Genomic DNA, 23,545 nt, shown 5'->3' on the forward strand with positions numbered 1-23,545 from the left:
CACGACTCATCCATTGCCCCGTCAGCCGAGACGCACTGGCGGGGCTTGCTTCTTGCTACCATGATTCCTTGCAAGTTTTGAATCCACAAGGAAAGCGGGGTCGGAGGCGGCATGGCTATTGAGGCGCAGGGACTTGAGATCCGAATAGGTGCCCGACTACTGCTGCAAGCCACCGACTTCCATGTGACCAAGGGCGACCGCATCGGCCTGGTGGGCCGCAACGGCGCCGGCAAGACCACGTTGACCAGGGTCATCACCGGAGACATGCTCCCCTCGGCCGGCAAGGTGCGGGTGACCGGACAGCTGGGATACCTGCCCCAGTCCACACATGCGGGTGATTCCGAACAAAGCGCCCTGGACCGGGTAATGAGCGCCAGGGACATCGCATCCATCATCCAGCGGATGCGTAAGGCTGAGACCGAGATGACCAATCCGGATCCCAAAATCATGGAAAAGGCCATGAAGCGCTACGACAAGGCCCAGCAGGACTTTGAGAACGCCGGAGGCTATGCGGCCCAATCACAGGCCATCGTCATGGGTGAGAGCCTGGGGCTCAGCCAAGAGACACTGCAGCAGGCACTGGGTACCCTCTCCGGCGGTCAGCGCCGACGGGTCGAACTGGCCAGAATCCTCTTCTCCGATGCCGACACCCTGATTCTGGACGAGCCCACCAACCATTTGGATGCCGACTCCATTGAGTGGCTCAAAGGCTACCTGCGCCGGTTCGAGGGCGGCTTCCTGATCATCTCCCACTCCACCGAGTTGCTTGACGAGACCGTCAACCGCATCTGGCATCTGGATGCCCAGCGCTCCTGCATCGACATGTACACCATGGGATGGAAGGCCTATCTGCGCCAGCGGGTGGTGGACGAGGAGCGCCGACGCCGCGAACGCGAGGTGGCCGAGAAGAAGGCCGACCGCCTGATGCGGCAGGGCATCCGCCTGCACGCCAAGGCAACCAAGGCCGTGGCCGCCCAGAACATGATGCGCCGCGCCCAGCGCCTGCTGGCCGACACCCAAGAGGCGGAAAAGGCCGAAAAGGTGGCCGACCTGCGCTTCCCGGATCCCGCTCCCTGCGGCCGCACGCCCATCATGGCCGAGGACCTGTCCAAGGCCTACGGATCCAACATTGTCTTCGCCGGCATCAACCTGGCCATCGACAAGGGCTCCCGGGTGGTCATCCTGGGGTACAACGGCGCTGGCAAGACCACCACCCTGCGGTTGCTGGCCGGCATCGAGCAGCCCGACACGGGCAAGGTGACCCTGGGGCATGGGGCCAAGATCGGCTACTTCGCTCAGGAGCACGACACCCTGGATAACGATGTCACCGTTCTGGAGAACCTACAGCATGTGGCCCCGGACCTGGACAACACCCAGGCGCGGACCATCCTGGGCTCCTTCCTCTTCTCAGGGGACGACGCCATGAAGCCCACCAAGGTTCTTTCGGGCGGCGAGAAGACCCGCCTGGCCCTGGCCACCCTGGTGACCAGCCGGGCCAACGTCCTGCTGCTGGACGAGCCCACCAACAACCTGGACCCCGCCTCGCGGGACGAGATACTCAAGGCCATCGCCAAGTACGAGGGGGCCATCGTGCTGGTCACCCACGACGAGGGGGCCGTCAAGGCGCTCAACCCTGAACGGGTGCTGCTCATGCCCGACGGTGATGAGGATCTCTGGAGCGACGACTATCTGGATCTGGTGGCTGAAGAGTAGGTAGCCACCTATTGGCCCATGGCTGTGGGTCGTCTGTGTCGCCAGCGAGTCAGTCGTCCTCCCCCAGGACCTCAACCCCTTTGACCCCTGGAGTCTGGCCTATGGATTCGACCAGCTCGGTCACGTCCCCCTTGCCCAACAGGTTGACGGTGACATCGGCGCCCTTCCAGGCATCCCGGTGCAGCTCGTGGATGGTCAGCACCCGGGACTCGAAGCCCATGCGGGTGGCCAGCAGCAGGGATTCACGCAGGCAGCCGTGGCCGTCTTGATATACGATGCGCAGAACTGTGTTCTGACGGTTGCGCAGGAACCACTTGAGGATGGGTGCGATGACCAGAACGGCCAGGAAGTAGAAGACGACAGCCAGAATGGCGATGGCGAAGAGCTGGACCCCGCAGGCCATGCCCACAGCAGCGGCTACCCAAATGGCACTGGCCGTCGTCAGACCCTTGACAGAATCGTGGTTGAAGAAGATGACCCCGGCGCCGATGAAGCCGATGCCCGAGGCCACTCCGGCCGCAATTCGGGAGGCATCCCAAGAGTAGTTGCCTACAGCGGCTTGGATGCCGTAAAGGGAGACCATGGTGAACAGGCAGCTGCCCAGACCCACAAGAATATGGGTGCGGATGCCAGCGTCATGTTTGAGGAACTCGCGCTCGAAACCGATCAGGCCACATAGGACCACCGTCAGGACCACTGCCATAATCTGGCCCTGGTTCGGCATTGCGAATCCCTGCATGAATTTCCTTCCCTGCCCTCGTAAATAGGCAGACCTTATAACGCTTGCAGGACATGGCCATCGGATAGAGTGGAGCCAGCACGTGGCCGGCCGTGCCGCCGCCGCACGTGGACCTTTTGAATGAGGGGTGTGATGCCATGAAGCCGTCACCAGATGAACGCCGCGAAGCTCGGCGGACCCTGGCCACCAGCGCCTATTCCGCCGACATGATCCGATCCCTGGAGCAGCCGTTTTTGGATGACGGGGTGCCTCTGATGCGCATTGCCGCCGGATCCCTGGCCTCCGTGGCCGATGTCATGCTGACCCAGGCTGGGCTGGAGCCGGCAGGCGCCAGGATCGTCCTGCTGGCAGGGGCCGGCAACAATGGCGGCGACGGGCTCTATGCCTCAGCTGACCTGGCCGGGCACGGGGCCGACGTGACTGTGGTGGCCACCGGACGCAGCCTGCACCAGGGTGGTCTGGACGCTCTTCTACGCGCCGGCGGAGTGGTCGCGGCCCTGGATCCCCAGGCAGCCATCCCCGGCTGCGAGACCCCCTCCGGACCGGACCAAGCATCCGAGGAGCTGGACCAGGCTCTGGAGCTGTGCCGACAGGCGGATCTGATTATCGATGCTATGACGGGTATCGGCCTCAAGGGGGCGTTGCGCGGCATTCCCGCTGCTCTGGCCGCAGAACTGGGCATGGAGAGCGGTCTGCCCGACAGACCAGCCTGGCACGACCCCGCCGGCCAGGATAGGCCCTTGGTGCTGGCCGTGGATACCCCCTCCGGTTTGGACGTGGACGAGGGCACACTTCCCGGTGCCTACATTCCGGCAGATGTGACCGTGACCATGGGAGCCATGAAACCCTGCCTGATGCTGCCCCCGGCCGCCTATGTCTGCGGCAGAATCGTCCTGGTTGACTTCGGTTTTGACACCTCGGCCCTGGTTCCCAGCGTCTCCTGCATGAGCGCTGAGGACTGCGCCAGTCTCCTGAGAGCGCCTCGGGTAAATGACACCAAGTACAGTCGGGGCGTGGTCGGCCTGGTCACCGGATCCGCCCTCTACCATGGCGCCGGACTGCTCTCCAGCAAGGCTGCTGCCAACGGCAACGTGGGCATGATCCGTTACTGCGGCCCCGAGCAGGTGGGCGACCTGATCCTGCAGGAGCTGCCCGAGACCGTCCTGGGCCGCGGAAGGGTTGAATCCTGGGTTCTGGGCTCTGGTGTACCCACCAGACAAGCACAGGAGGCAGCTGGACCTCAAGGCCAGGACGATCAGCGTGATCTGATTGCCGATATACTCAGTCGTCAGGCCGCCGACCTGGACGAGGATGAAGCAGCAGCTGACCCGCCGGTAGTAGCCGATGCCGGTGCTTTGGATCTGCTGCCGGACCGGCTGGGCCCGCGCACGGTGCTTACCCCACATGCTGGCGAAATGGCCGCATTACTCGACTCACATGGAGAGAACGTGGACGGCGACCAGGTCATGGCCGAACCCCTGCACTGGGCAATCCGAGCCTGTCAGCTGACCGGGGCCACCATTCTGCTCAAGGGGGCCATCACATTGGTCGTCGGCGAGGACGACACCGACCGTCCCCGCGTCATGACCACCGGCTTCGGCCCAGCATGGCTGTCTACAGCCGGATCAGGAGACGTGCTCTCCGGAACCATCGGGGCCATACTGGCACAAAATGCCGGACCAATCCAGGATGATGCCACGCTGATGGTGGATCTAACAGCTGCTGCGGCCTTCGTGCACGGGCTTGCCGGTTCTCTGGCCAGCGGAGGCAGGCAGACCGGCTGGGAGCAACCGCTGATCTTCGACCCGCGTAAGCCTCAGGATTTTGCGGATCTGGTAGCCCACCAGGACAGCCAGCAGGAGGGTCACGGGATAGCTTCAGGGCTTATGGGGCAGCCGATCCGTGCCGGCCAGGTGGCCGATGCTCTGCCCAAGGCTATAGGTCTGGTCATGTCAAGAGCCGCAGGGACTGCTGATCAAATCGACCAATCCGCCCAGGAAGGCGACGATGCTTCCCTCTTCTTCGAAAACAGCTCGCTCTGGTTCTAAAAACACGTCATCAGAAAAGGAGTCGATTTGATGACCTCGCAGCTCATCGTCATGCGTCACGGAGAAAGCGTCTGGACTCAGAAGTCGGTCAACCGTTTCGCCGGTTGGGTGGACGTGCCCCTGACGGATCGCGGACTGCAACAGGCCCGCCATGCCGGACAGCTGCTCAAGGAATCAGGCCTGTTGCCCGACATGGTCTTCACCTCTCTGCTGACCCGCAGCATCGTCACTGCCAACACGGTGCTGGACCTGGTTGATCGAGCCTGGATTCCGGTAGAGCGCACCTGGCGGCTGAACGAGCGCCACTATGGCGCATTCCAGGGACAGACGCGACCGGCCATGCTGGAACGCTATGGTCAGCAGCAATTCGACATTTACCGACGTTCCTACGATGTTAGGCCGCCTGCCATCGAAACCGATTCACCATACTTTCAGGGACCGGATCCACGCTATTACCCTGCCATGGGCGACGGGCTGGACAGCCAGAATCCGGCCGAGATCCGCGCCGAGTGCCTCAAGGATCTGCTGCTCCGTCTGCATCCCTACTGGCGAAGCCGGATAGCCCCCAGCCTGGCCCAAGGTCGGACTGTGCTCATCGTCACCCATGGTTCCGTGGTTCGGAGCCTGATCAAGGTCCTTGAAGACGTTGACGACACGGATATCCGGTCCATCAACGTGCCCACGGGCGTTCCTATGGTCTACAACTTCAAGACCGATGAAGATGGCAATCTTCAAGTCATGGGTCCGGGTCGCTATCTTGATCAGAAGGCTGCGAACCGGGGCATAGCTGAAACCGCGGCCCTGGGCCGATAGAGACTTGGGTATAGATTTGCTTACATGACACTGCTCCAACTGCGCTACATCGTCAAGATTGTCGAATGCGGCTCCATGAACGAGGCCTCGCACGAGCTCTACATCTCCCAGCCGGCTCTGAGCTCATCGGTCAAGGAGCTGGAAAACGAGCTGGGCATCGAAATCTTCACCCGCCACTCCCAAGGGATTGCTCTGACAGTAGACGGGGCGGAATTCCTTACCTATGCCAGGCAGATTCTGGATCAGACCGATCTGCTGGAGGCCCGCTACCGGCAGGTCAGGCCCCGCAAGCAGCTCTGCCGGGTTTCAACCCAGCACTACATGTTCGCTGTGGAAGCTTTCGTGGAGATGATCAACTCCATCGATTCGGATGAGTACGAATTCACCATACGAGAGACGCGCACCAGGGACATCATCGACCAGGTGGCCACTCTTCAGTCCGAGATAGGCATCATCTACGAGTCCGACTTCAACAAACGGGTCCTGTCCAAGATGCTGCGTGAGAAACACCTGGACTTCCATCCCCTCTTCCGTGCAGATCTGCATGTCTTTATCGCCCGGACCAACCCCTTGGCTGATCGGGCCATGGTGACCATGAAGGACTTGGAGCCCTACCCCTTCCTGCAGTATGAGCAGGGCGAGGAGGGTTCCTTCTATTTTGCAGAGGAGGCAGTCTGGCCCGACTACTCCCCCAAGCAAATCACCGTGAGCGACCGGGCCACCATGCTCAACTTCATCGTCGGGCTCAACGCCTACACGGTCTGCACTGGCATCGACAACGAGGACCTGAACAACGAGAAGATTGTCAGTGTCCCCCTGGAGTCGGATGAATCCATGCTTTTGGGCTGGATCGTCAACAGCCGGACCAAGCTGTCCCATGCCGCCGAACTCTACTTGGACAAGCTACGCCAGGTGGTGTCCAACCACGGATATTCGCTGATCGAGCAGGAGTCAAGCAAGTAATAGTCAGGCAAGCGATAGCCGAACCGACAAAGGCTTAACAGGCAAACAACCGAACTGATAACGGCAATCCTTAATTTTTGCCACAGATCATATCCCTTAGCAGTTGCCGCTTATTCTGCTTTCAGCGCTGTTCCTTGGGCTCCGATGGATGGCATCTTCCCTTGGTGACCCACATCCTGCGATTTCAGTCCCAGGGCTTTGAGCAGGGCCCGGTCCAGATGTTCCAGGCCTCCCTGGCTCTTTGCAGCTGCGGTCAGATCCCAGACTTTGCCGTTGATCATGATGGTGGGGGTCGAGAACTCTCCTTTGGCATCCTTGGCGTCCTTGCGGGTGATGGCATAGGCGCTGACCTTGTCCACCCATGGTCTGTAGGTGCCTTGGGCAAAACGGTCTGCCAGGGACCTGGGCACGCCCGCCCCTACGGCCTGGTCGGCCAGGCGCGCGTCGGAGACGGCCTGATAGGAGCTTTCATTGGGCTGGAAGTCGGCAGCAAAGACGGCGGCGGCGAAGGCCGGCAGATGATCCGGATCCTCCTGGGCCACCATAGCCAAGGCGTTGTCCACGCGGCTGGAGTACTGGTCACTGGAGGCCGAATCAAGGAAGTTCAAAAAGTTGTAGGTGACGTTGATCTGGCCTGCGCTAATCATACGCTGCAGCTGGGGATCGATGACCCGGCCCACCTTGCCACACCATGGGCACATGGGATCCATGAAGATTTCAAGGATAGGCACACCAGCAACCTTCTTCTTGCTGCCGACTCCCTTAGCTGGGACGGTCAGCCCTCCCTGGTCGTCGGCAACTGACGGCTTGACGGTGACCGCTTGCAGTGCCTTGTAGGCCTTGGCATCCCCAGTGGGGCCCTTGCTGACTTGGGCGGTCGATACTTCCGACGAAGGCTTTTGGGCTGACTGGTCGTCTCCTGAACGGTTAGTCCACAGCATGTAGAAGCCGGCTACAAGCACCAGCACAAGAGCAATCACAACCAGTATTAGCGGTAGCCTCCGAGACCGCTGAGCAGGCCGGCCTGGCTCTTCCGGTTCCTCAACAGTCGAAGGACGCTCATCAGCAGGTTCTGCCTCATCCGAAGATTTCTCTGCACTAGTTGCTGTGTCAGAAACGGCAGGCTTGGCCGTCTCCTCTGAATTCGTCTGAGGAGCGGCATTCACTTCGTCGACCTCAGTCTGGTCCGGTTCCTCATGACCATTCTGCTCCAGCGGTTTCGTCATGATCCATGGCCTTCCTTGCGATGATGATCCGTCGGCGTGCCCGTCGGACCTTTACCAATCTACACGAGGGTCATCCGACAGAATGACCATTCGAAGAATGTGCGTCAATGCGGCCCTGCACGCACAATCAACATATCGATATGAGCCAGGATTTGCTCAGGCACCGTAGCGCGCCAGATAGTTCCTGGCGGCATCGGCCGTGCGCTGGTCCAGAATGGGCGACCCGTCCGGACCCTTCATAGTGGCGGCCGCGCCAAAGATCTGGCGGACGTTGACGATGCTGATGACCGGGAAGTGGAACTCGTCCATGATGGACTCCACAGCCGAGCCTTGGCCCTGTCCGGTGCGCTCCATTCGGTCCACGGAGAGCACTAGGCCGACGATGGTCACCTTGGCCTGGGACATGATCTTGGGCACCACCTGTCGGACCGCAGTCCCGGCGGTCATGACATCATCCACCAGCAGCACCCTCATGCCATCCCTGAGCTGGGTGCCGACCATGAGGCCTCCATCGCCATGGTCCTTGACCTCCTTGCGGTCAAAGGTGTAGCCGACCGGCATGCTGTGCGCCCCGCTCAGCGCTATGGCGGTGGAGACGGCCAGGGGAATTCCCTTGTAGGCCGGGCCGAATACCGTGTCGATGTCGGCGGGCAGGGTCCCCTGCTTCACAGCCTGTACAATGGTCCGGGCGTAAAACTCCCCCAGCAGGGCAATCAGCCGTCCGTCATTGAAGGCCCCGGCGTTGATGAAGTAGGGCGAGCGCCGCCCTGACTTCAGGGTGAAGTCACCGAACTTGAGCGCTCCGCTCTGCAGCAGGAAGCTGGTGAAACCCTCCTGGATGCGGCGGGTCTGCTCCAGGGCATCCCCGTCATGGTCGTTGTTTTCTGCTGCGGTTGCGCTCATCGCCAGCACTTCCCTTTCTTGAGCAATTCGGCCAGATCGGGCCGCTCGTCTAAAAGATCATCCAGTTCGCGGGCCACCCTCATGGGCGCCACAGGGTCCACCAGGGCCGCAGCGCCCACCTCCACGGCGTTGGCCCCCGCATAGAGGAATTCCAAGGCCGTGCGTCCCGAGTCGATTCCTCCGATGCCGATGATGGGAATGTCGGGCAATGCCTGGCGCACCCGCCAGACGAAGGACAAAGCGATGGGCAGGATGCAAGGGCCTGAGACACCACCGGTGCCTTGGGCCAGGATAGGCTTGCCTGTATTGATGTCGATGCGCATGCCCACCAGGGTGTTGATCAGGCTGAGGGCATCTGCTCCCCCATCAACGGCCGCTCGGGCCACCTCCACAATGTCCGTGACGTTGGGGGTCAGCTTGATCACCATGGGCTTGTCGGTCAGACCCCGCAGCCGGGTGATCAACCGATTCAGAGCCTTGGCATCAGTGCCTACGGACATCCCTCCATGTGAGACGTTGGGGCAGGAGACGTTGATCTCCAACATATCCGCCGGGGAGTCTGCCAGCCGTTCCACAACGATGGCGTAGTCCTCGTCGCTGTGGCCGGCCACGTTGGTGACCACGGTGGCTCCCAGGGCCTTGAGCCTGGGCAGTTCGTCCACCAGGTAATGGTCCACGCCCGGGTTCTGCAGGCCAACAGAGTTGACCATGCCGGCTGGGCTCTCGGCGGTCCTGGGCGTTGGGTTACCTTCCCAGGGAACCGGCGAAACCCCCTTGGTGGAAATGGCGCCCATCTGGGAGACGTCGTAATAACCCCCGCAGGCATCCAGGTTGAATGTGCCCGAGGCGGTACCCACCGGGTTCTTCCAAGGCGTGCCGGCCACAACAGTGCCATGCCGCCAGACGTGCGGCTCCAGAGGATCCATGGCTATGGCCGTCTGCATTTCTGCGATTGTCCGCTGGCTCATCGCGGCATCTCCTTGCTTCCTTCTGCATCCCAGATAAGACGATCGGCAGCGAAGACCGGGCCGTCCTTGCAGACCTTGAGCCTGCCGTCAACGGTATCGACCACGCAGGCGACGCAGGTACCATAGCCGCAACCCATTCGGGACTCCATGCAGCACTGGGCAGGCAGGCCGGTCTTGCGGGCCCAGGCGGCCACGGCTCGCATCATGGGCAAGGGTCCGCAGGTCAGGATGATGGTCCGTTCGGTATCGATGTCGCCGCTAACCCGATCCAAGAGGGTTATGACATCCCCGGAGGCATTGTCGATGGACTCCAGCCGATCGGTCAGCGAGCCCATGATGGCATCGGCGAACCGATGGTCCCGGTAGCCCAGCAGGGCGGTGGTGCTTACACCGGACCGGCCTTGGAGGCATTGGGCTGCGCGAATCAGCGGAGGAACACCCAAGCCGCCGCCTACCAGCAGATAGTCTGCGGGCTTCTCCAGGTCGAAGCCATGGCCCAGGGGCCCAAGCAGGTCCACAGCCATACCCGGTTGCAGGAGGGAGAATTCATTGGTCCCCTGGCCAACTACGGCGAAGATAATCTCGATCTGCTCGCCCGCCAGAACCCGGCTGATACCGAAGGGTCTGGGCATCATGGTCATGCGGTCTGCAGAGTAAAGGTTGATGAAGGCTCCTGCAGGGGCATGGGCGGCCAGGTAAGGGTCGCGGATGGTCATTCGCCAGACCTGCCGGTCCAGGGGCTCCATGCCGGTGACCTGGGCAGTACGCCGTCCAGGCAGCCGACCTGCCCGTTCGGCCTGTTCTTCCACCCGACTGGTGGATATAAAGAGGTTGGTTTTCATCGGGCCTCCTTGATCGCCTGATTGAGATCGTCCTTCATAGCCTGCGCAGCTTGGCGGGCATCGCGGGTGACCATGCCCAGGGCCGCCTGAACGCTGAGCTGCGGGCTGTAGTCCGGATCCTTCCGCCAAGCTGCGATGATTCCCCGAGAGGAGTTGACCACAGCGCCGCCGCCGGACTGGTCGAACATGGGCACCACGTCGGCCGCTGAACCGCCCTGCGCTCCGTAACCGGGGACCAGGAAAAAGGTGTGGGGCATGGCCTGCCGCAGAAGGGCGCCATCCTCAGGATGGGTGGCGCCGACCACAGCACCAAGCCTGGAGTAACCCGATTCCCCGATGGAGGATTGTCCCCAGGATTCCACCAGATCTCCCAGGCGCTGATAAATGGTTCCCCCGCCTGAGGCCGTGTCCAGGCCCAGTTCCTGGATTTGGCTGCCCGAGGGATTGGATGTGCGCACCAGGGCGAACAAGTCGCCCTGGATGTGCTCGGCAGCCTGCAGGAAGGGTTCCACCCCGTCGGAGCCCAGGTAGACATTGATGGTCAGGGCATCCTCGTACCAGGGGAATCTCCCGCCACTGTGAGCCGGCCCGTCGATCGTCTGCCCAGGAGTGAAGGGTAGAGGGAGCCCGTCCAGGTGGGCGGCGTAGGCCTCAGCCGTGGAGCCGATGTCACCGCGCTTGACATCCCCGATGACATAGAGGCCACGGTCGGCTGCGGCTCGGCAGGTGCCGGTGTAGGCCCTGATGCCCCAAGGTCCCAGTGCCTCGTACATGGCAATCTGAGGCTTGACTGCAGGCACCAGGTCGGCCACGCCTTCCAGGATGGCCAGGTTAAAGCGCAGATAAGCCCTGGCCAGGTGGTCCGCCCAGACAGCCTGAGCCTGTTCGCCCTGGGTCTGTTGCAGGTCCTTAGGGTCCAGGCCCATCTGAGCCATGCTCCGGGCTGCGCGCTGTCTGGCCTGTTCGATCAGCTGGCTGGGCAGCAGTTCCGGTCGCGGATCCAGACCGACCACGGTCGGATTGTTCTTGTCCTGGACGAGCGCAGTCAGTCGGTCCATGCTCGGATCCTTTCCCTGGTGATGACGCGGCTTGTGGGCAGGCGGGAGAATACCAGACGCCCATCCTTTATGGTGGCCATGACCCGTCCGGCCAGCCCTGCTCCGGCGAAAGGGGTGTTCCGTGACTTGGAATGGAAGCGGCTGGGATCTACCTCCCACTTGGCCTCGGGGTCCAAGATGACCAGGTCAACAGGTGGCAGATTGGCATCGCTGTGACGGTCGGCCTCCAGCTGCAGGTGACCGGCTTTATTGACCTTGTTCGCCGTATGCGAGGGCAGGTCTTCGGGCAGGAGCCGACGCATGCCCATGAGCTCGGCTGGAGCCAGGGACATGAGTTCGATCAGGCGGTCATGGCTGACGAGTCCGCTCTCGACCAGGACCTGGTTGCAGACTGCATAGGCAGTTTCCAGACCGATGATGCCGTTGGGGGCATCCTTGAGCCCCAGTTCCTTCTCAGCGCTGGTGTGGGGGGCATGGTCGGTGGCAATCATGTCCACGGTGCCGTCGGCTACGGCCTCAAGTGCAGCCTGCTGGTCAGCGCGGGAGCGCAGTGGAGGGTTCATCTTGGCCATGCTGCCGCAACGCAGCAGGTCCTCGTCGCAGAGGGCCAGATAGTGGGGTGCGGTCTCGCAGGTGACCGGCAACCCACGGGTCTTGGCCCGGCGAACAGCCTCGAATCCCCCGGCAGTGCTGACATGCTGCAGATGCACCCGGGTGCCGGTACGTTCTGCCAGTTCGATGTCCCGATTGATAATGGCGGTCTCGGTGGAGGCGGGAATCCCTTCCAGCCCCAGCCTGCGGCTGACGGCCCCCAGGTTGACCTGACCATGCTCGTGGTGTTCACAGTGATCCAGGATGGGCAGGTCGAATTCTCGGGCATTGGCAGCAACGGCCTCCAGGGTCTGATCGGTTACTGCCGATCCGTCATCGCTGATGGCCACTACAGGATGGTCGTATCCGTGGCCAGGCAGGTGACTCGACCAGTCGTCTGGGTTTGAGGCCTGCCTGCCGGCCCGGTCCAGAGTGGCCGCCACGCAGAGGTCGTAGTCCACCGGCAGGCTCAGCCCATGGTCCTGCTCGTAGGATTCCAGGTAGTCGATGATCGTACGCCCATCGGCCATCCTCGCACGGCCGTCCATGGCTGGCTGGGTATTGGGCATGAGCAGTATCAGCCCGTAGCCTCCGGCAGCTGCGGCAGCTGTGCCGGTGACCATGTCTTCTTTGTCAGTTTGGCCAGGGTCGCGCAGGTGGACGTGCGGGTCTACCAGGGCCGGAGCCAGTACCAGCCCCGAGGCGTCTATCTGATCCACCTCTGCCGACATGGCGCCGGTCTCGTCAATCAGCGTGCTGTCAGCCGTCTGGGGAAGCACCAGATCGACCGCCCTGCCGGTGCGCCAATCAGTCAACCCCAGCAGCCGCATGTCAGTCTTCTGCCTTCTCGTCGCAGTAGTCGCAGCGATAGACGCCGGCAGCGTCCAGGTGGAAGCGCTGGTCCACACCAGTCTCCACCGTGGTGACGCAACGAGGGTTGACGCAGGTGATGACGTTGACCAGATGGTTTGGCCGGTCAGGCTGATGCTTGCTGACGATCCGGCCCTGCCTGACTACATCGACGGTGGCCTCGGGAGCGATGAACCCAAGGGCGGTCAGGTCCAGATCACCGGTCTGCTCGATCTTGATGATGTCCTTGGAACCGTACTTGCGGCTGTCCGTATTCATGATCAGGGCCAGCCGGGTCTTCGCCGGGTCCACGCGCAGGTAGTGCAAGACCTTCAGGGCTGTGCCCGCACGAACGTGGTCGATGATGATGCCGTCAACAATGCTGGTGACCTTCATGCCGCCACCTCCTTCTGCTTGCGATAACCGGGCAGCTCGTCGCCCAGCAAGGCGCTCTCCAGGGCCATTCTGACCAGCATGCCGTTGCGAACCTGCTGGAAGTAGGCCGCACGCGGATCATCGTCCACCTCCACGGCAATTTCGTTGACTCTGGGCAACGGATGGAGGATGGCCATGTCGGGGCGCGCAGCCCGAAGCTTGTCGGCATCCAGAATGTAGGTGTCACGCAGACGCAGGTAGTCGTCTTCGTTGAAGAATCGCTCCTGCTGGACGCGGGTCATATAGAGCACGTCCAAGTCGCCGATGACACCGTTCAGATCCCCGGTCTCACGGTAGGTGCAATCGGCCGAAGAGCGGATCCGTTCCAGAACGTATTCGGGAGTGCGCAGCTCGTCGGGGCTGATCAGGACGAAGTCCACGTGGCCCAGTCGGCAGAGGGTGGTGATCAGGGAGTGGACGGTACGACCGAAGGTCAGGTCCCCGCACAGACCGATGGTCAGATGGTTCAGCCGACCCTTGCGGGCACGGATGGTGGCCAGGTCGGTCAGGGTTTGGGTCGGGTGCATGTGCCCACCGTCACCGGCGTTGATGACTGGGACCGTAGCCGCCTGGGAGGCCACCAAGGCAGCACCCTCCTTAGGGTGGCGGATGGCCACGATGTCGGCGTAGTTGGAGACCGTCTTCAGAGTGTCGCTGATGGACTCCCCCTTGGAAACGCTGGCCAGCTGGGCGCCGGCGAATCCTATGACCTGACCTCCCAGACGGAGCATGGCCGTCTCGAAGCTGAGCCGTGTGCGGGTGCTGGGTTCATAGAAGAGCGTGGCCAGGACCCGGCCGTCGCAGGTGTGGGCCACCTGACGGCGATGGGTGTCTATGTAGGCCGCACGATCCAGCAGGTCCAGGATCTGGGTCATGGGAATGTCGTCGAGGGTAACCACACTTCGCCCACGAAGCGGAACGACGGCGGAAGAGGTGTTGGATGCGTGATCAACTTGTTGGGACAACGGCTCACCTTCCTCAAGGTGGCCACCTTATGTGACCTGAACAAGCATACGACCCCGGATGGACCCAGAGTCAGCGGCCGTAAAAGAGTCGTTCCATGACCTGCCTACAGCGGCGCATGGCCGCCAGCAGCTCGTTGACGAAGTGCTGGCCCCGGTGGGCCGGGTAGCCCAGGCAGACCGCGATGCCCCCCAGAACCTGCCCGTCGTCGGGCAGGATGTCCGCCTGGGAGACACGTCCGGACCAGAGGAAGTTGGCGTTCCGGGCTGCGGTGCAGAGCACCCAGCTGCGGCGCAGGGCCTTGGCATCCTTGGCCTCTATGAGTCCCGCAGACTCCAAGGCATCCAAGGCGGTCAGCGTCCCGGTGACCTGTAGCTCAGGCAGATCGTGGGCGTGACGCAGCTGGAGGAGCTGAACCGCCCATTCCACGTCAGACAGCCCTCCCCGGCCTAGCTTCAGATGCCGATCCCGACGCACGCCGCGCGGAAGTCGCTCCGCCTCCATTCGGGCTTTAAGACGGCGGATCTGCCCTAGCTCCTCCTCATTGGGCGGCTGTTCGGGATAGCGAAGCGGATTGGCTATACCCTCCAGGAAATCCTTGGCCAGAGCAGCATTCCCAGCTGCGAATCTGGCACGGATCAGGGCCTGATGTTCCCAGGTTTCTGACCAGTCGCGGTAGTAGCGCTGGTAGGAGTCCAGGGAACGCACCAGAGGCCCCTGACGTCCTTCGGGACGCAGGTCGAAGTCCAGGTCGATGCCGGGCTCCAGGCTGGCCGGTCCAGCCAGGACGGCCCGCAGATCGGCAGTCACGCCACGTGCGAATTCAGCCGCCTGGTCCTGGTCGGCACCTGATGCGGGACGGTATACCAGCATGATGTCGGCGTCCGAGTTGAAGTTGACCTCCCTGCCCCCGTAACGGCCCATGGCAATCAGGGCCATTTCTGCCGGCGCTTGACGCGGTTCTTCATCACTCGAACCTGTCTGACCCAGACGGTTGCCCACGGCCCAGTCCAGGGCGGCATCGATAGCTGCATCGTAAACATCGGACATGCCCGCTAGGCAGGCCTGCTGATCGTCCACACCGCTCATCCAACCCAACCCGATCCGCTCGATTTCCTGGCGGCGCATGGCCCGCACTGCAGTGGCGAAATCCTCCAGCGAGTCCGCATGCCGGGTTCGGTAAGCTGCAGCGCGCTTGTCCAAGGTGGCTCGATCACGGGGGATCATATCCTGATCGTGACCCAGCCAGGTCACCGACTGGACGGATCGAGCCAGGGCGCCGGACAGGTAACGCGAGTTGGACAGGATATGGCAGAGGCGGCGGGCTGCGGAGGTGGAGTCCCGTAGAAAGCCCAGGTAGGTGCTCTTGCCGCCGAAGTGCTCCTCCAGGGTTCGCCAGCCCAGGAGTCCCATGTCAGGGTCTTGCCCCTCCCCCAGCCACTGGAGGACGGCGGGCATGAGAATCCGGTTGATACGTGCCGATCGAGTGACCCCTGTGGTCAGGGCCGTGACATGGCGAATGGCTGCATCAGGGTCTGCGAAGCCAATAGATGCGAATCTGGCACGTGCCGCTTGGGGGCGCAGGCTGACCTCATCCTCGTCCACCTGGGCGTTGATGGGCAGCATGGGACGGAAATAGATGGCCTGGTGAAGGTTGCGGACCTCGATCCTAGTGGCTTGGTATTGGGCCAGCATCTGGTCGGCATGCAGTCCGAAGGCCCGGGCCAGTCGCCGAAGATCACGGTTGTTCTCCAGCTCTTCCAGGCTGGGTAGCCGATGGCCAGGGGCGCCTGAACGGTTGATTTTTGGAAAGAGGTGGGTGCGACGCAGCTGCCACATCTGCAGACGATGCTCCATGACCCGCTCAAACCGGTAGTCATGGTCCAGCTGGTCGCCGTGCTTGCGTGAAATGTAGCCGCCGCGCGATAGGGCCTGCAGGGCATCCAGGGTGGCCGGACATCGCAGATCCTCGTCGCTGGAGCCATGAACCAGCTGGAGCATTTGGACGGTGAATTCCACGTCCCGCAGTCCGCCCTGGCCCAACTTAATCTCGCGCTCCTTGCGGTCCTCTGGTATCAGCCGCTCCACACGCTGGCGCATCCGCTGGCAATCGTAGACGAAGTTGGGTCGCTGACATGCTCCCCAGACCAGGGACTCGACCATGGCCGAATAGTCCTCGCCCAGGTCCTTGTCGCCCGCAACCGGACGGGCCTTGAGCAGGGCCTGGAACTCCCAATTCTCAGCCCATTGGGCATAGTAGTCAGCGTAGGAGGCCAGACGGCGCACCAGAGGGCCGTCACGTCCCTCGGGCCTCAGGGTAGTATCGACCTTCCAGAGCGGCGGTTCGGTCGAACCGGGGATGACCGACTGGCAGACCCGCTGCAGGAGGACGGCCATGGCAGTACCCACGGCGATGGGTTCTGTCTCGCTTGTGTCCGCCCCCGAAGCCGGCTCCACCAAGTACATGAGATCCACATCGGACACGTAGTTGAGTTCCTGGGCACCCAGCTTGCCCATGCCAATGACCGTCAGACGGCATGAATCCGCATTGGGAACCTGACGACTGGCGATGCTCAGAGCCCCTTGTATTGCAGCGTCGGCCATGTCCGACAAAGCGCGGCTGATTTCCGGCTCCAGCTCTAGAGGATCCTCTGCTGCCAGATCCCGGGCCATGACGGCAGCCAGCTGCAGCCGGTATTCGAACCGCAGCGCATCGGCGTAGGTCGCCAGCGAGGGCACGGAGTCCGAATTTGCCTCCGCCTTATCCAAGGCGTCAAGAACCCGCTTCTGTCTGGTTTCCGCCGTGCAGTCAGCCAGGTGGTCAGGGTCGAAGGTGGCCGCTTCTACCAACTCCGGCCGCGAGCGCATCAGTCGGCCCATGGCCTCCGAGGCCCCCAACACCCTGATCAGCGACTGGGCGGCCTCTTTGTTTTCCATTGGGGATCCGGCAAGAAAGTCCGGCCGGGCTCCCTGTGGATACTGCTCCAGAATTCGTATCAGCCCAGCAAGGACTTCGTCCGGATCACAGGCCTGGTCGAGGCTCTGGACCAGGGTTTGCTCCAGCTCCTGATCGTCCACCAGGCGGGCAAGCCGATCCAGCCTGACCCGGGCCTTGTCCAGGTCGTGCAGCCCAAGGTGTATTAGGGTCGAAGTGGACGGTCGCGCCGGATCTGCCATGACTTATCCCCTGCCTTTCCTCAGGCTCCGCAACGCCTCTTATATATGCAGAACCGGTACAGGCATTATAGGGGTGACGGGTCGTCAGCCCTTGCGGCCATCCCGGAATGCGCAGTATATGTAGTGAAAATCAGAATGGGCCTTGTAAACAGGCTGCCGTTCTACGCTGCCTCAACCAGAGAAAGGATACAACAGCCAATGTCGGCGGATCATAGGCGATGCCGTTATCCGCATCACAATGCGACGAATCCCGAGGTAGTGGTCCTGGGAGGCATTCTGAGCACAACCTAAGACCTGTTTCAAATCCCCTCGGGGAGACCCTTCAACGTACGCTTTCCCTGACACCATGGTTTCTATAGAGGTGCTTACTATCCGCCACCCATTATCGATTTCGCTCTGTGGCGGCTAGGATGGCTGTCGATAGCGCCCACAAACACATTGATGTGTCAACAAAGTCCGCAGGTCGATCATCGTAGAGGAAGTGACCTGGAATGCATGAAACGGCTATCCTGATGCAGATGGACGAGCCGATGACCTCCTTGTCTGTCATGCAGTCCGTTGAGTTGCTCAGCTACATTAAGAGGATGCGTTCCGAGGGCCGCAGCATTCTCCATCTGTCGCGATTTGCTGGACGTTTGCGCTGTTTTCGAACGCATAGCGGTCATGTGTGGCGCCAGAAAAGCCTTACCCGAACAATCATGAACGAAGGAATCCTAGAATGCAACTGACCGATATCCTCCTGACCGTCGCCTGTGCCCTGATAGGACTGGCATGGGGACTGATTTGCGGACTTCTGCCGAAGAAAAACGACCGACTTTCCGATTCGCAACAACGCTGGACACCGGTCTTACCTCTGGTCGGGGTCGGTTTGGTGGTGATTCTCATTCTGTTGGGACGTGATCTGGCCTCCTGGATAACCATCGGAGCGATGGTTCTTGGGCTGTTGATTGGCATAATACCGCCGCTGAACAGAGTTGCGCTCAAAGCCTGCCCATGGCTGAGGCCCCGCACCGATGATCAAGGCCGAAAACGTCGCTGAAAGCCGGAAATCACGCTTTTACGGTCATCGGTGCGGGGCCTAAACTGCTTTTATTCGGTCATTTCTGGCTATTGACCGGCTCCTCCTTGGCGCCAACCTGTCGGAAGAGATGACGGACGTTGTGCCAGATGCGTCTGGTGACGCCGGAGTGGTTCATGGAATAGAGGTGGATGCCGTCCACTCCATGGGCCACTAGGTCGGCGATCTGCTGTGAGGCGTAGATGATGCCCGCCTCGCGCAGGCTGGCCCGGTCGTCGCCCCAACGTCCCAGGATGGACTCAACCGCAGCCGGAATCCGCGCCTTGCAGACTTCGCTCATGTGCCGTACCTGGCCCTCGTTGGTGATGGGCATGATGCCAGCCTCAATGGGCACCTGGATGCCGGCTGCCCTTGCCCGGTCCAGGAAGTCCAGAAAATCAGCGTTGTCGTAGAAGAGTTGCGAAACCAGATGATCCACGCCGGAATCGACCTTGATTCGCAGATTCTCCATGTCCTCCTCGGGCGAGGCGGCCTCCGGGTGGGTCTCCGGATAACAAGCTCCGTATATCGACAGGTTGGGCCGACGGGAGCGGATGTAGGCTGCAAGGTCGCTAGCATGTTCGAATACTCCGGCGGGCTCACGGCCCTCCACGCTGTCGCCGCGTAGGGCCAGCACCGCTGCCACCCCTGCGTCATCAAACATGTCCAGTGCCTGGTCGATCACCTCGCGGTCCGCATACTGGGCGGTCAAGTGCGCCACGGCCGGGATGCCATATTCGGTATGTATGGTCTTGGCTATGCGGGCCGTGGCCGTGCGATCCGAGCGCCGACCGGTCCCGTAAGTCACCGAGATGAAGTCGGGCATCAGCCCCTCAAGCCCATCCAGGGTGTCATAGATGGTGCCCACCGGGGCATCACGCTTGGGGGGAAAGACCTCCAGGGAAAAGATAGGCTCATGCATGATCCGACTCCTGACTGGACGATAGCTCCGCGCGCACCTGATGGGCGGCGGCCACCATGTGCTCCAGGCTGGGCCAGGTCTCCTTATCGCCTCGGGTCTTGAGTCCGCAGTCGGGATTGATCCATACCTTGGCCGCATCGAGCTTCTTCAGTATGGCGTGGATCCGGTCCACGATCTCCTCGGTGGAGGGGATGCGCGGCGAGTGGATGTCGTAGACTCCAGGGCCTGCCTCGGTCTCGAACTTGGCCTCCTGAATGGCATCAAGAACGGTCAGATCGGAGCGGGAGGCTTCGAAGGAGATCACATCGGCGTCCATGGCATCAATGTCCTTGATGATGTCGTTGAACTCCGAGTAGCACATGTGGGTGTGAATTTGGGTAGTGGGTTTAACCCCGGAATGTACCAGCCGGAAGGCGGGAATGGCCCAGTCCAGGTATCGGCTGTGCCAGTCGGAGCGCCTTAGCGGCAGCTTCTCGCGCAGGGCGGCCTCGTCGATCTGGATGATGCGGATGCCCGCAGCCTCCAAGTCCAGGACCTCATCACGGATGGCCAGGGCCAGCTGGCGGGTCTGCTGCTTGTGATCGATGTCCTCGCGGGGCCAGGACCAGTTGAGAATGGTCACCGGACCGGTCAGCATCCCCTTGACCACATGGTTGGTACGGGACTGGGCGTATGAGGACCAGCGCACGGTGATGGGCCGGGCGCGGGAAATGTCCCCCCAGACGATTGGAGGCTTGACGCAGCGGGTGCCATAGGACTGGACCCAGGCATTCCGGGTAAAGAGGTAGCCCTTGAGGTTCTGGCCGAAGTATTCGACCATGTCGTTGCGCTCGAACTCGCCATGGACCAGAACGTCCAGGCCGATCTGCTCCTGGTGGTCGATGACCTGGTCGATTTTGCGGGCGATGAAGCTGTCGTAGTCCTCCTGGCTGATCTCCTTCTTGCGAAGGCGGGCCCGCTCGGCGCGGACCTCGGCGGTCTGGGGGAAGGAGCCGATGGTGGTGGTTGGCAGCAGGGGCAAACCCAGCTCCTGGGCCTGGATCCTCTGGCGCTCGGGCCGAGCCGGGGTGCGTACAAAGTCCTCGTCCTTAAGACCGGCCAGGCGTTGCTGCACCTGGGAGTCGGGCTGTACGCGGCTGCCGTCGAAGAGTCTCTGGTTATCGGCAAGAGTCTTGCTGGAACGGCGTTGGTCCTCGTCGACATCAGCCAGCTGAGCCAGGTCGTGCAGCTCGCCCAGCTTCTCCAGGGCGAAAGCGAAGTGAGGCCGCACGGTGTCGGCATCCAGCCCATCCTCGTCGGCCACGGTGTAGGGCACATGCAGGAGGGAGCATGCGGTGGACACCACCACGTTCGAGGTCACCTGGTGCAGGGCATCCAGCAAGCCCAGGCTGACTGCGTAGTCGTTGCGCCAGATGTTGCGACCGTTGACCAGGCCGGCAAAGATGGTGGTTCCATCCGGCACGCCGTGCTCCTTCAGGGCCGCCAGATTCTCATCCCTGCCCTCGACCAGATCCAGGCCGATGCCATCGAAGCCAAGGTCAGCCAGCCGATCGTAGCAGTCGCCCACATGGCCGAAGTAGGTGTTGAGGAGGATACGGACCTTGCCCTTGTCACTCTCGCGGGCTTTGAGAATGGGCTGGTAGAGGGTCTCGAAGAGATCCTGGTCGCCCCGTTCCTTGTCCAGGACCAGGTAGGGTTCGTCCAGCTGCACCCAGTCGGCGTTAAGGCCGATGAACCGCTCCAGAATAGTCGCATAGGCTTTGGCCAGGTCCCGGACCAGTACCGGGTCGGGATCCAGCAGCTCGCCCTGGGGGCCGCGTGCCAGCTTGAGGAAGGTGTATGGGCCGATCAGCACCGGCTTGGCGGCGACGCCCTGCTCGCGCGCCTCCTGGAACTCTTTGAAGGGCTTGTCGCCTTCAAGAACAATTTTGGTGTCCTGATCGATCTCGGGAACCAGGTAGTGGTAATTGGTGGTGAACCACTTCTTCATAGGCAGGGCGGTCACGTCACCCTGCTCCCCCTGGTATCCGCGGCCCATGGCGAAGAGGGTGTCCTCGGGGCCCAGGCCCAGCTTCCGATAGCGCTTAGGCACGACGCCCAGGAGGATAGAAGTGTCCAAGACCTGGTCATAGTAGCTGAAATCATTGACGGGAATCAGGTCGACGCCGGCCTCCTGCTGAAGCTGCCAATGCCTGGCACGCAGGTCCGCGGCCGTGCGCCGGACCTCGTCCAGATTCCGTTCGCCCTTCCAGTAGCCTTCGATGGCCCTCTTGAGTTCACGATGCGCACCGATGCGCGGGAACCCGGACACGGATGTAATCGCTGCCATGAAACCTCCCAGTTTCGTCCTGATGTCTTCGGTCAGCCTATCAGCGGCGGGGGGCGGCGGGTAATTGGTGCAAATAAGGTGTCGCCATAACTTGAATCGATAACGACAGGACTACAGGCAGGGGACTGTTGGTCACTAAGACTGCCTCTGAAGGGTTGCCTATAGCTCGTTCCGCCAGTCAGTCCTCCAGGTCCTGGGGGCCGAGAATGCCAAGCAAACGGGCCTGATGGGTTCCCCAGTCGGTCAAGGGTCGCTCAGAGCCCAGAAGAACCATGGTGGCCGGGGGCAGTCCAAGATTGAGCAGGTCCAAAAGGTCGGGATCGGAGTTGTCCTCGGCCAGCCACTGTGAGCAGATAGACATGGTGGGTTCGTGCCCTAGGATCAGGACCCGGCGGTCACGGTCCTCGGTCTGCGCCAGTTCGTTGAAGACTGCCTGCATGCCCGATTCATAGAGGGATTCCCGGTAATCGACACGGGGTCCGTCGCCCAGAGGTTTGAGCATGCCGTCCAGGGTCTGACGGGCTCGGGGCGCACCCGAGCAGATGATGCGGTCGGGAACCAGACCCAAAGCAGTCAATCCACGGCCCATGATCCGGGCCTGTTTCTGGCCACGGTCGGTCAGCTGACGGCTGCGATCGCCCTGTGACCCCTGGCGATCGGTCTTGGCGTGACGCATAAGCATAAGAGTTCGGCTACACCTGCGCAGATCCTCGGCCTTCAGTCCTTTTCGTAAACCCATGCATGCTTCCTTTCCCGAAGTTCAAATCAGGCATCTTTTCCATTATGGCAAAGCTGACTGAAGGTGCGGGTCATGGGCGATCAGCCTTCCTGACCCCGGCCTCCCTGCAGGGTGCGCACCTGATGGTCCAGGTCGCGCAACACCTTGCGCAGCTTACGATCGGAGACCCGGCGCAGCTCCAGATCCTCCACGTTCTGCATCTCACGCTCCTGACTGAATTTACTAATCGTGTCAGGCCGCCGGCTCTGATCCACATCGGTTTGGTAGTCCTTGGTGGCCCGGACATGCTTGCGAAGAGCCTGCTGGCCCGGAGCCATGGCTCTGCTAATCAAGAGGAAGCCGGTGTGTCCGATCATCTCATGCTCTGGCCGGACCGCTAGGCCGTCGGCCTTCCAGGAGCGCTCCAGACTCTCCATGATTTCTGGCTCAGTCCACCGTCCGTCGGCGCGCAGGGCCTCGGCCAGCCGGCTAAGCTGGGTGGTGGTGGTCACGTAGGCGGTCAGCACGCCGCCGGGGGCCATGACACGATAAGCGTGTTCCAGACGGTTCCATGGGTCCAGCATGTCCAGAACGATACGGTCGAATCCGTCCTCTGGCAGGTCTGCAGCAATGGCATCAAAGTCGCCGGTACGCAGATCCCACTGGGCTGGGCGCTGCCCAAAGAAGACGGTGGCGTTGTCCATAGCCACCCGGGCGAACTCCTCCCGCCGTTCGATGCTGGTCAGCTTCCCCTCTGTGCCAATGGCATCCAGAAGACCCAGACTCATGGCCCCTGATCCGGCTCCTGACTCCAGAACCCTCATGCCGGGACGGATGTCGCCCAGAAGGATGACTCGAGCCACATCCTTGGGGTACATGATCTGAGCGCCCCGAGGCATGGAGAGAATGTAGTCCTCAAGCCGTGGACGCATAACAGTGAAAGCCCATCCCCCGATGCCTCGTGAGGACTTCCAAGGCTTGGCCCTGTCAGGCGCTTCTGTGTCAGTACTGGCATCCTGTTTGTGGCGCATCTGCCGCCACTTGTCGGCCGAGATGGTCACTACCACGGATCCCTCGGGCAGACCAATCATGGCCTCGTGCGGCAGGAGGCCATGGTCGGTCTGGGTCAAACCTCCAGGTTCCAGCATGACCGTCAACTTGCGGCCACGCCGGTCGGTCAGCTGGACCCGCTCCCCTATGCTCAGCGGACCGCGTCTAAGGCTCATGCCTC

At 61.8% G+C, this 23,545-nt stretch carries 19 protein-coding genes; 5 read left to right on the forward strand and 14 right to left on the reverse strand.

Annotated elements, in window-relative coordinates; translation table 11 throughout:
* Nucleotides 1–111 precede the first annotated feature (111 nt).
* A complete protein-coding gene (locus tag CI603_RS05905; RefSeq protein ID WP_046322930.1) occupies nucleotides 112–1,713 on the forward strand; it encodes an ABC-F family ATP-binding cassette domain-containing protein in 1,602 nt (533 codons plus the stop codon).
* 49 nt (nucleotides 1,714–1,762) lie between these two features.
* Here the strand turns inward: CI603_RS05905 and CI603_RS05910 are convergent, their stop codons facing one another.
* Nucleotides 1,763–2,452 carry an MgtC/SapB family protein gene (locus tag CI603_RS05910; protein ID WP_015021846.1) on the reverse strand — a complete coding sequence of 230 codons (690 nt, stop codon included), beginning with the start codon at nucleotides 2,450–2,452 and terminating at the stop codon, nucleotides 1,763–1,765.
* A gap of 137 nt (nucleotides 2,453–2,589) precedes the next feature.
* Between CI603_RS05910 and CI603_RS05915 the strand changes: the two genes are divergently transcribed.
* From CI603_RS05915 to CI603_RS05925, 3 genes are read left to right on the forward strand one after another with little or no spacing between them, the layout of a single operon-like run.
* Complete coding sequence (locus tag CI603_RS05915; protein ID WP_121913414.1) at nucleotides 2,590–4,500, forward strand: bifunctional ADP-dependent NAD(P)H-hydrate dehydratase/NAD(P)H-hydrate epimerase; 1,911 nt, start codon at nucleotides 2,590–2,592, stop codon at nucleotides 4,498–4,500.
* A 30-nt stretch (nucleotides 4,501–4,530) separates the two neighbouring features.
* On the forward strand, nucleotides 4,531–5,313 hold the full coding sequence (locus CI603_RS05920) for a 2,3-diphosphoglycerate-dependent phosphoglycerate mutase (RefSeq protein WP_121913415.1): 783 nt from the start codon (nucleotides 4,531–4,533) through the stop codon (nucleotides 5,311–5,313).
* 24 nt (nucleotides 5,314–5,337) lie between these two features.
* Nucleotides 5,338–6,276 (forward strand): LysR family transcriptional regulator, encoded by a 939-nt coding sequence (locus tag CI603_RS05925; protein ID WP_046322935.1) that lies wholly within the window; start codon nucleotides 5,338–5,340, stop codon nucleotides 6,274–6,276.
* 110 nt (nucleotides 6,277–6,386) lie between these two features.
* Here CI603_RS05925 and CI603_RS05930 read toward each other — a convergent pair whose 3' ends face one another.
* From CI603_RS05930 to CI603_RS05970, 9 genes are all read right to left on the reverse strand, one after another.
* Entirely contained in the window at nucleotides 6,387–7,502 is a 1,116-nt protein-coding gene (locus tag CI603_RS05930) for a thioredoxin domain-containing protein (RefSeq protein WP_121913416.1), read from the reverse strand.
* 156 nt (nucleotides 7,503–7,658) lie between these two features.
* Nucleotides 7,659–8,405: an orotate phosphoribosyltransferase gene (gene pyrE / locus CI603_RS05935; protein WP_259465496.1), complete on the reverse strand. Its 747-nt coding sequence runs from the start codon at nucleotides 8,403–8,405 to the stop codon at nucleotides 7,659–7,661.
* Entirely contained in the window at nucleotides 8,402–9,373 is a 972-nt protein-coding gene (locus tag CI603_RS05940; RefSeq protein WP_183122266.1) for a dihydroorotate dehydrogenase, read from the reverse strand. Before CI603_RS05940 ends, pyrE begins: the two co-directional genes overlap by 4 nt.
* Nucleotides 9,370–10,215 carry a dihydroorotate dehydrogenase electron transfer subunit gene (locus CI603_RS05945; RefSeq protein WP_110425264.1) on the reverse strand — a complete coding sequence of 282 codons (846 nt, stop codon included), beginning with the start codon at nucleotides 10,213–10,215 and terminating at the stop codon, nucleotides 9,370–9,372. The genes CI603_RS05940 and CI603_RS05945 overlap by 4 nt, the downstream gene beginning before the upstream one ends.
* Nucleotides 10,212–11,273 carry an orotidine-5'-phosphate decarboxylase gene (gene pyrF, locus CI603_RS05950; protein WP_121913417.1) on the reverse strand — a complete coding sequence of 354 codons (1,062 nt, stop codon included), beginning with the start codon at nucleotides 11,271–11,273 and terminating at the stop codon, nucleotides 10,212–10,214. Before pyrF ends, CI603_RS05945 begins: the two co-directional genes overlap by 4 nt.
* Nucleotides 11,261–12,694, reverse strand: coding sequence for a dihydroorotase (locus CI603_RS05955; RefSeq protein WP_121913418.1), 1,434 nt, complete (start codon nucleotides 12,692–12,694; stop codon nucleotides 11,261–11,263). Before CI603_RS05955 ends, pyrF begins: the two co-directional genes overlap by 13 nt.
* 1 nt (nucleotide 12,695) lies before the next feature.
* The gene (locus CI603_RS05960) at nucleotides 12,696–13,109 is read right to left on the reverse strand and encodes an aspartate carbamoyltransferase regulatory subunit (protein WP_015021856.1); all 414 of its coding nucleotides are present in this window, start codon (nucleotides 13,107–13,109) and stop codon (nucleotides 12,696–12,698) included.
* On the reverse strand, nucleotides 13,106–14,113 hold the full coding sequence (pyrB, locus tag CI603_RS05965) for an aspartate carbamoyltransferase (RefSeq protein ID WP_046322941.1): 1,008 nt from the start codon (nucleotides 14,111–14,113) through the stop codon (nucleotides 13,106–13,108). Before pyrB ends, CI603_RS05960 begins: the two co-directional genes overlap by 4 nt.
* A 70-nt stretch (nucleotides 14,114–14,183) precedes the next feature.
* On the reverse strand, nucleotides 14,184–17,288 hold the full coding sequence (locus tag CI603_RS05970) for a bifunctional [glutamine synthetase] adenylyltransferase/[glutamine synthetase]-adenylyl-L-tyrosine phosphorylase (protein ID WP_121913419.1): 3,105 nt from the start codon (nucleotides 17,286–17,288) through the stop codon (nucleotides 14,184–14,186).
* A gap of 718 nt (nucleotides 17,289–18,006) precedes the next feature.
* Here CI603_RS05970 and CI603_RS05980 point away from each other — a divergent pair.
* Nucleotides 18,007–18,327 carry a hypothetical protein gene (locus tag CI603_RS05980; RefSeq protein WP_121913421.1) on the forward strand — a complete coding sequence of 107 codons (321 nt, stop codon included), beginning with the start codon at nucleotides 18,007–18,009 and terminating at the stop codon, nucleotides 18,325–18,327.
* A gap of 58 nt (nucleotides 18,328–18,385) precedes the next feature.
* Here the strand turns inward: CI603_RS05980 and metF are convergent, their stop codons facing one another.
* From metF to CI603_RS06000, 4 genes are all read right to left on the reverse strand, one after another.
* Complete coding sequence (gene metF, locus CI603_RS05985) at nucleotides 18,386–19,267, reverse strand: methylenetetrahydrofolate reductase [NAD(P)H] (RefSeq protein ID WP_121913422.1); 882 nt, start codon at nucleotides 19,265–19,267, stop codon at nucleotides 18,386–18,388.
* Nucleotides 19,260–21,596, reverse strand: a complete 2,337-nt coding sequence (metE, locus tag CI603_RS05990) for a 5-methyltetrahydropteroyltriglutamate--homocysteine S-methyltransferase (protein WP_121913423.1) — start codon at nucleotides 21,594–21,596, stop codon at nucleotides 19,260–19,262. The genes metF and metE overlap by 8 nt, the downstream gene beginning before the upstream one ends.
* 178 nt (nucleotides 21,597–21,774) lie before the next feature.
* Nucleotides 21,775–22,335, reverse strand: coding sequence for a histidine phosphatase family protein (locus CI603_RS05995; protein ID WP_121913424.1), 561 nt, complete (start codon nucleotides 22,333–22,335; stop codon nucleotides 21,775–21,777).
* A gap of 80 nt (nucleotides 22,336–22,415) precedes the next feature.
* Entirely contained in the window at nucleotides 22,416–23,540 is a 1,125-nt protein-coding gene (locus CI603_RS06000; protein WP_121913425.1) for a tRNA (adenine-N1)-methyltransferase, read from the reverse strand.
* Nucleotides 23,541–23,545 lie beyond the last annotated feature (5 nt).

The organism is Bifidobacterium sp. wkB338, assembly GCF_003688325.1.
In the GTDB taxonomy this organism is placed as follows: domain Bacteria; phylum Actinomycetota; class Actinomycetes; order Actinomycetales; family Bifidobacteriaceae; genus Bombiscardovia; species Bombiscardovia polysaccharolytica.

Bases quoted from the DNA above. Each gene is read 5' to 3' on its own strand.
- CI603_RS05980 (WP_121913421.1), top strand. From the start codon at position 18,007: ATGCAACTGACCGATATCCTCCTGACCGTCGCCTGTGCCCTGATAGGA.
- CI603_RS05925 (WP_046322935.1), top strand. From the start codon at position 5,338: ATGACACTGCTCCAACTGCGCTACATCGTCAAGATTGTCGAATGCGGC.
- metE (WP_121913423.1), bottom strand. From the start codon at position 21,596: ATGGCAGCGATTACATCCGTGTCCGGGTTCCCGCGCATCGGTGCGCAT.
- pyrF (WP_121913417.1), bottom strand. From the start codon at position 11,273: ATGGACCGACTGACTGCGCTCGTCCAGGACAAGAACAATCCGACCGTG.
- CI603_RS05940 (WP_183122266.1), bottom strand. From the start codon at position 9,373: ATGAGCCAGCGGACAATCGCAGAAATGCAGACGGCCATAGCCATGGAT.
- CI603_RS05920 (WP_121913415.1), top strand. From the start codon at position 4,531: ATGACCTCGCAGCTCATCGTCATGCGTCACGGAGAAAGCGTCTGGACT.
- CI603_RS05905 (WP_046322930.1), top strand. From the start codon at position 112: ATGGCTATTGAGGCGCAGGGACTTGAGATCCGAATAGGTGCCCGACTA.
- CI603_RS05995 (WP_121913424.1), bottom strand. From the start codon at position 22,335: ATGGGTTTACGAAAAGGACTGAAGGCCGAGGATCTGCGCAGGTGTAGC.
- CI603_RS05960 (WP_015021856.1), bottom strand. From the start codon at position 13,109: ATGAAGGTCACCAGCATTGTTGACGGCATCATCATCGACCACGTTCGT.
- CI603_RS05915 (WP_121913414.1), top strand. From the start codon at position 2,590: ATGAAGCCGTCACCAGATGAACGCCGCGAAGCTCGGCGGACCCTGGCC.
- CI603_RS05945 (WP_110425264.1), bottom strand. From the start codon at position 10,215: ATGAAAACCAACCTCTTTATATCCACCAGTCGGGTGGAAGAACAGGCC.
- CI603_RS06000 (WP_121913425.1), bottom strand. From the start codon at position 23,540: ATGAGCCTTAGACGCGGTCCGCTGAGCATAGGGGAGCGGGTCCAGCTG.
- pyrE (WP_259465496.1), bottom strand. From the start codon at position 8,405: ATGAGCGCAACCGCAGCAGAAAACAACGACCATGACGGGGATGCCCTG.
- CI603_RS05955 (WP_121913418.1), bottom strand. From the start codon at position 12,694: ATGCGGCTGCTGGGGTTGACTGATTGGCGCACCGGCAGGGCGGTCGAT.
- CI603_RS05970 (WP_121913419.1), bottom strand. From the start codon at position 17,288: ATGGCAGATCCGGCGCGACCGTCCACTTCGACCCTAATACACCTTGGG.
- metF (WP_121913422.1), bottom strand. From the start codon at position 19,267: ATGCATGAGCCTATCTTTTCCCTGGAGGTCTTTCCCCCCAAGCGTGAT.
- CI603_RS05910 (WP_015021846.1), bottom strand. From the start codon at position 2,452: ATGCAGGGATTCGCAATGCCGAACCAGGGCCAGATTATGGCAGTGGTC.
- CI603_RS05930 (WP_121913416.1), bottom strand. From the start codon at position 7,502: ATGACGAAACCGCTGGAGCAGAATGGTCATGAGGAACCGGACCAGACT.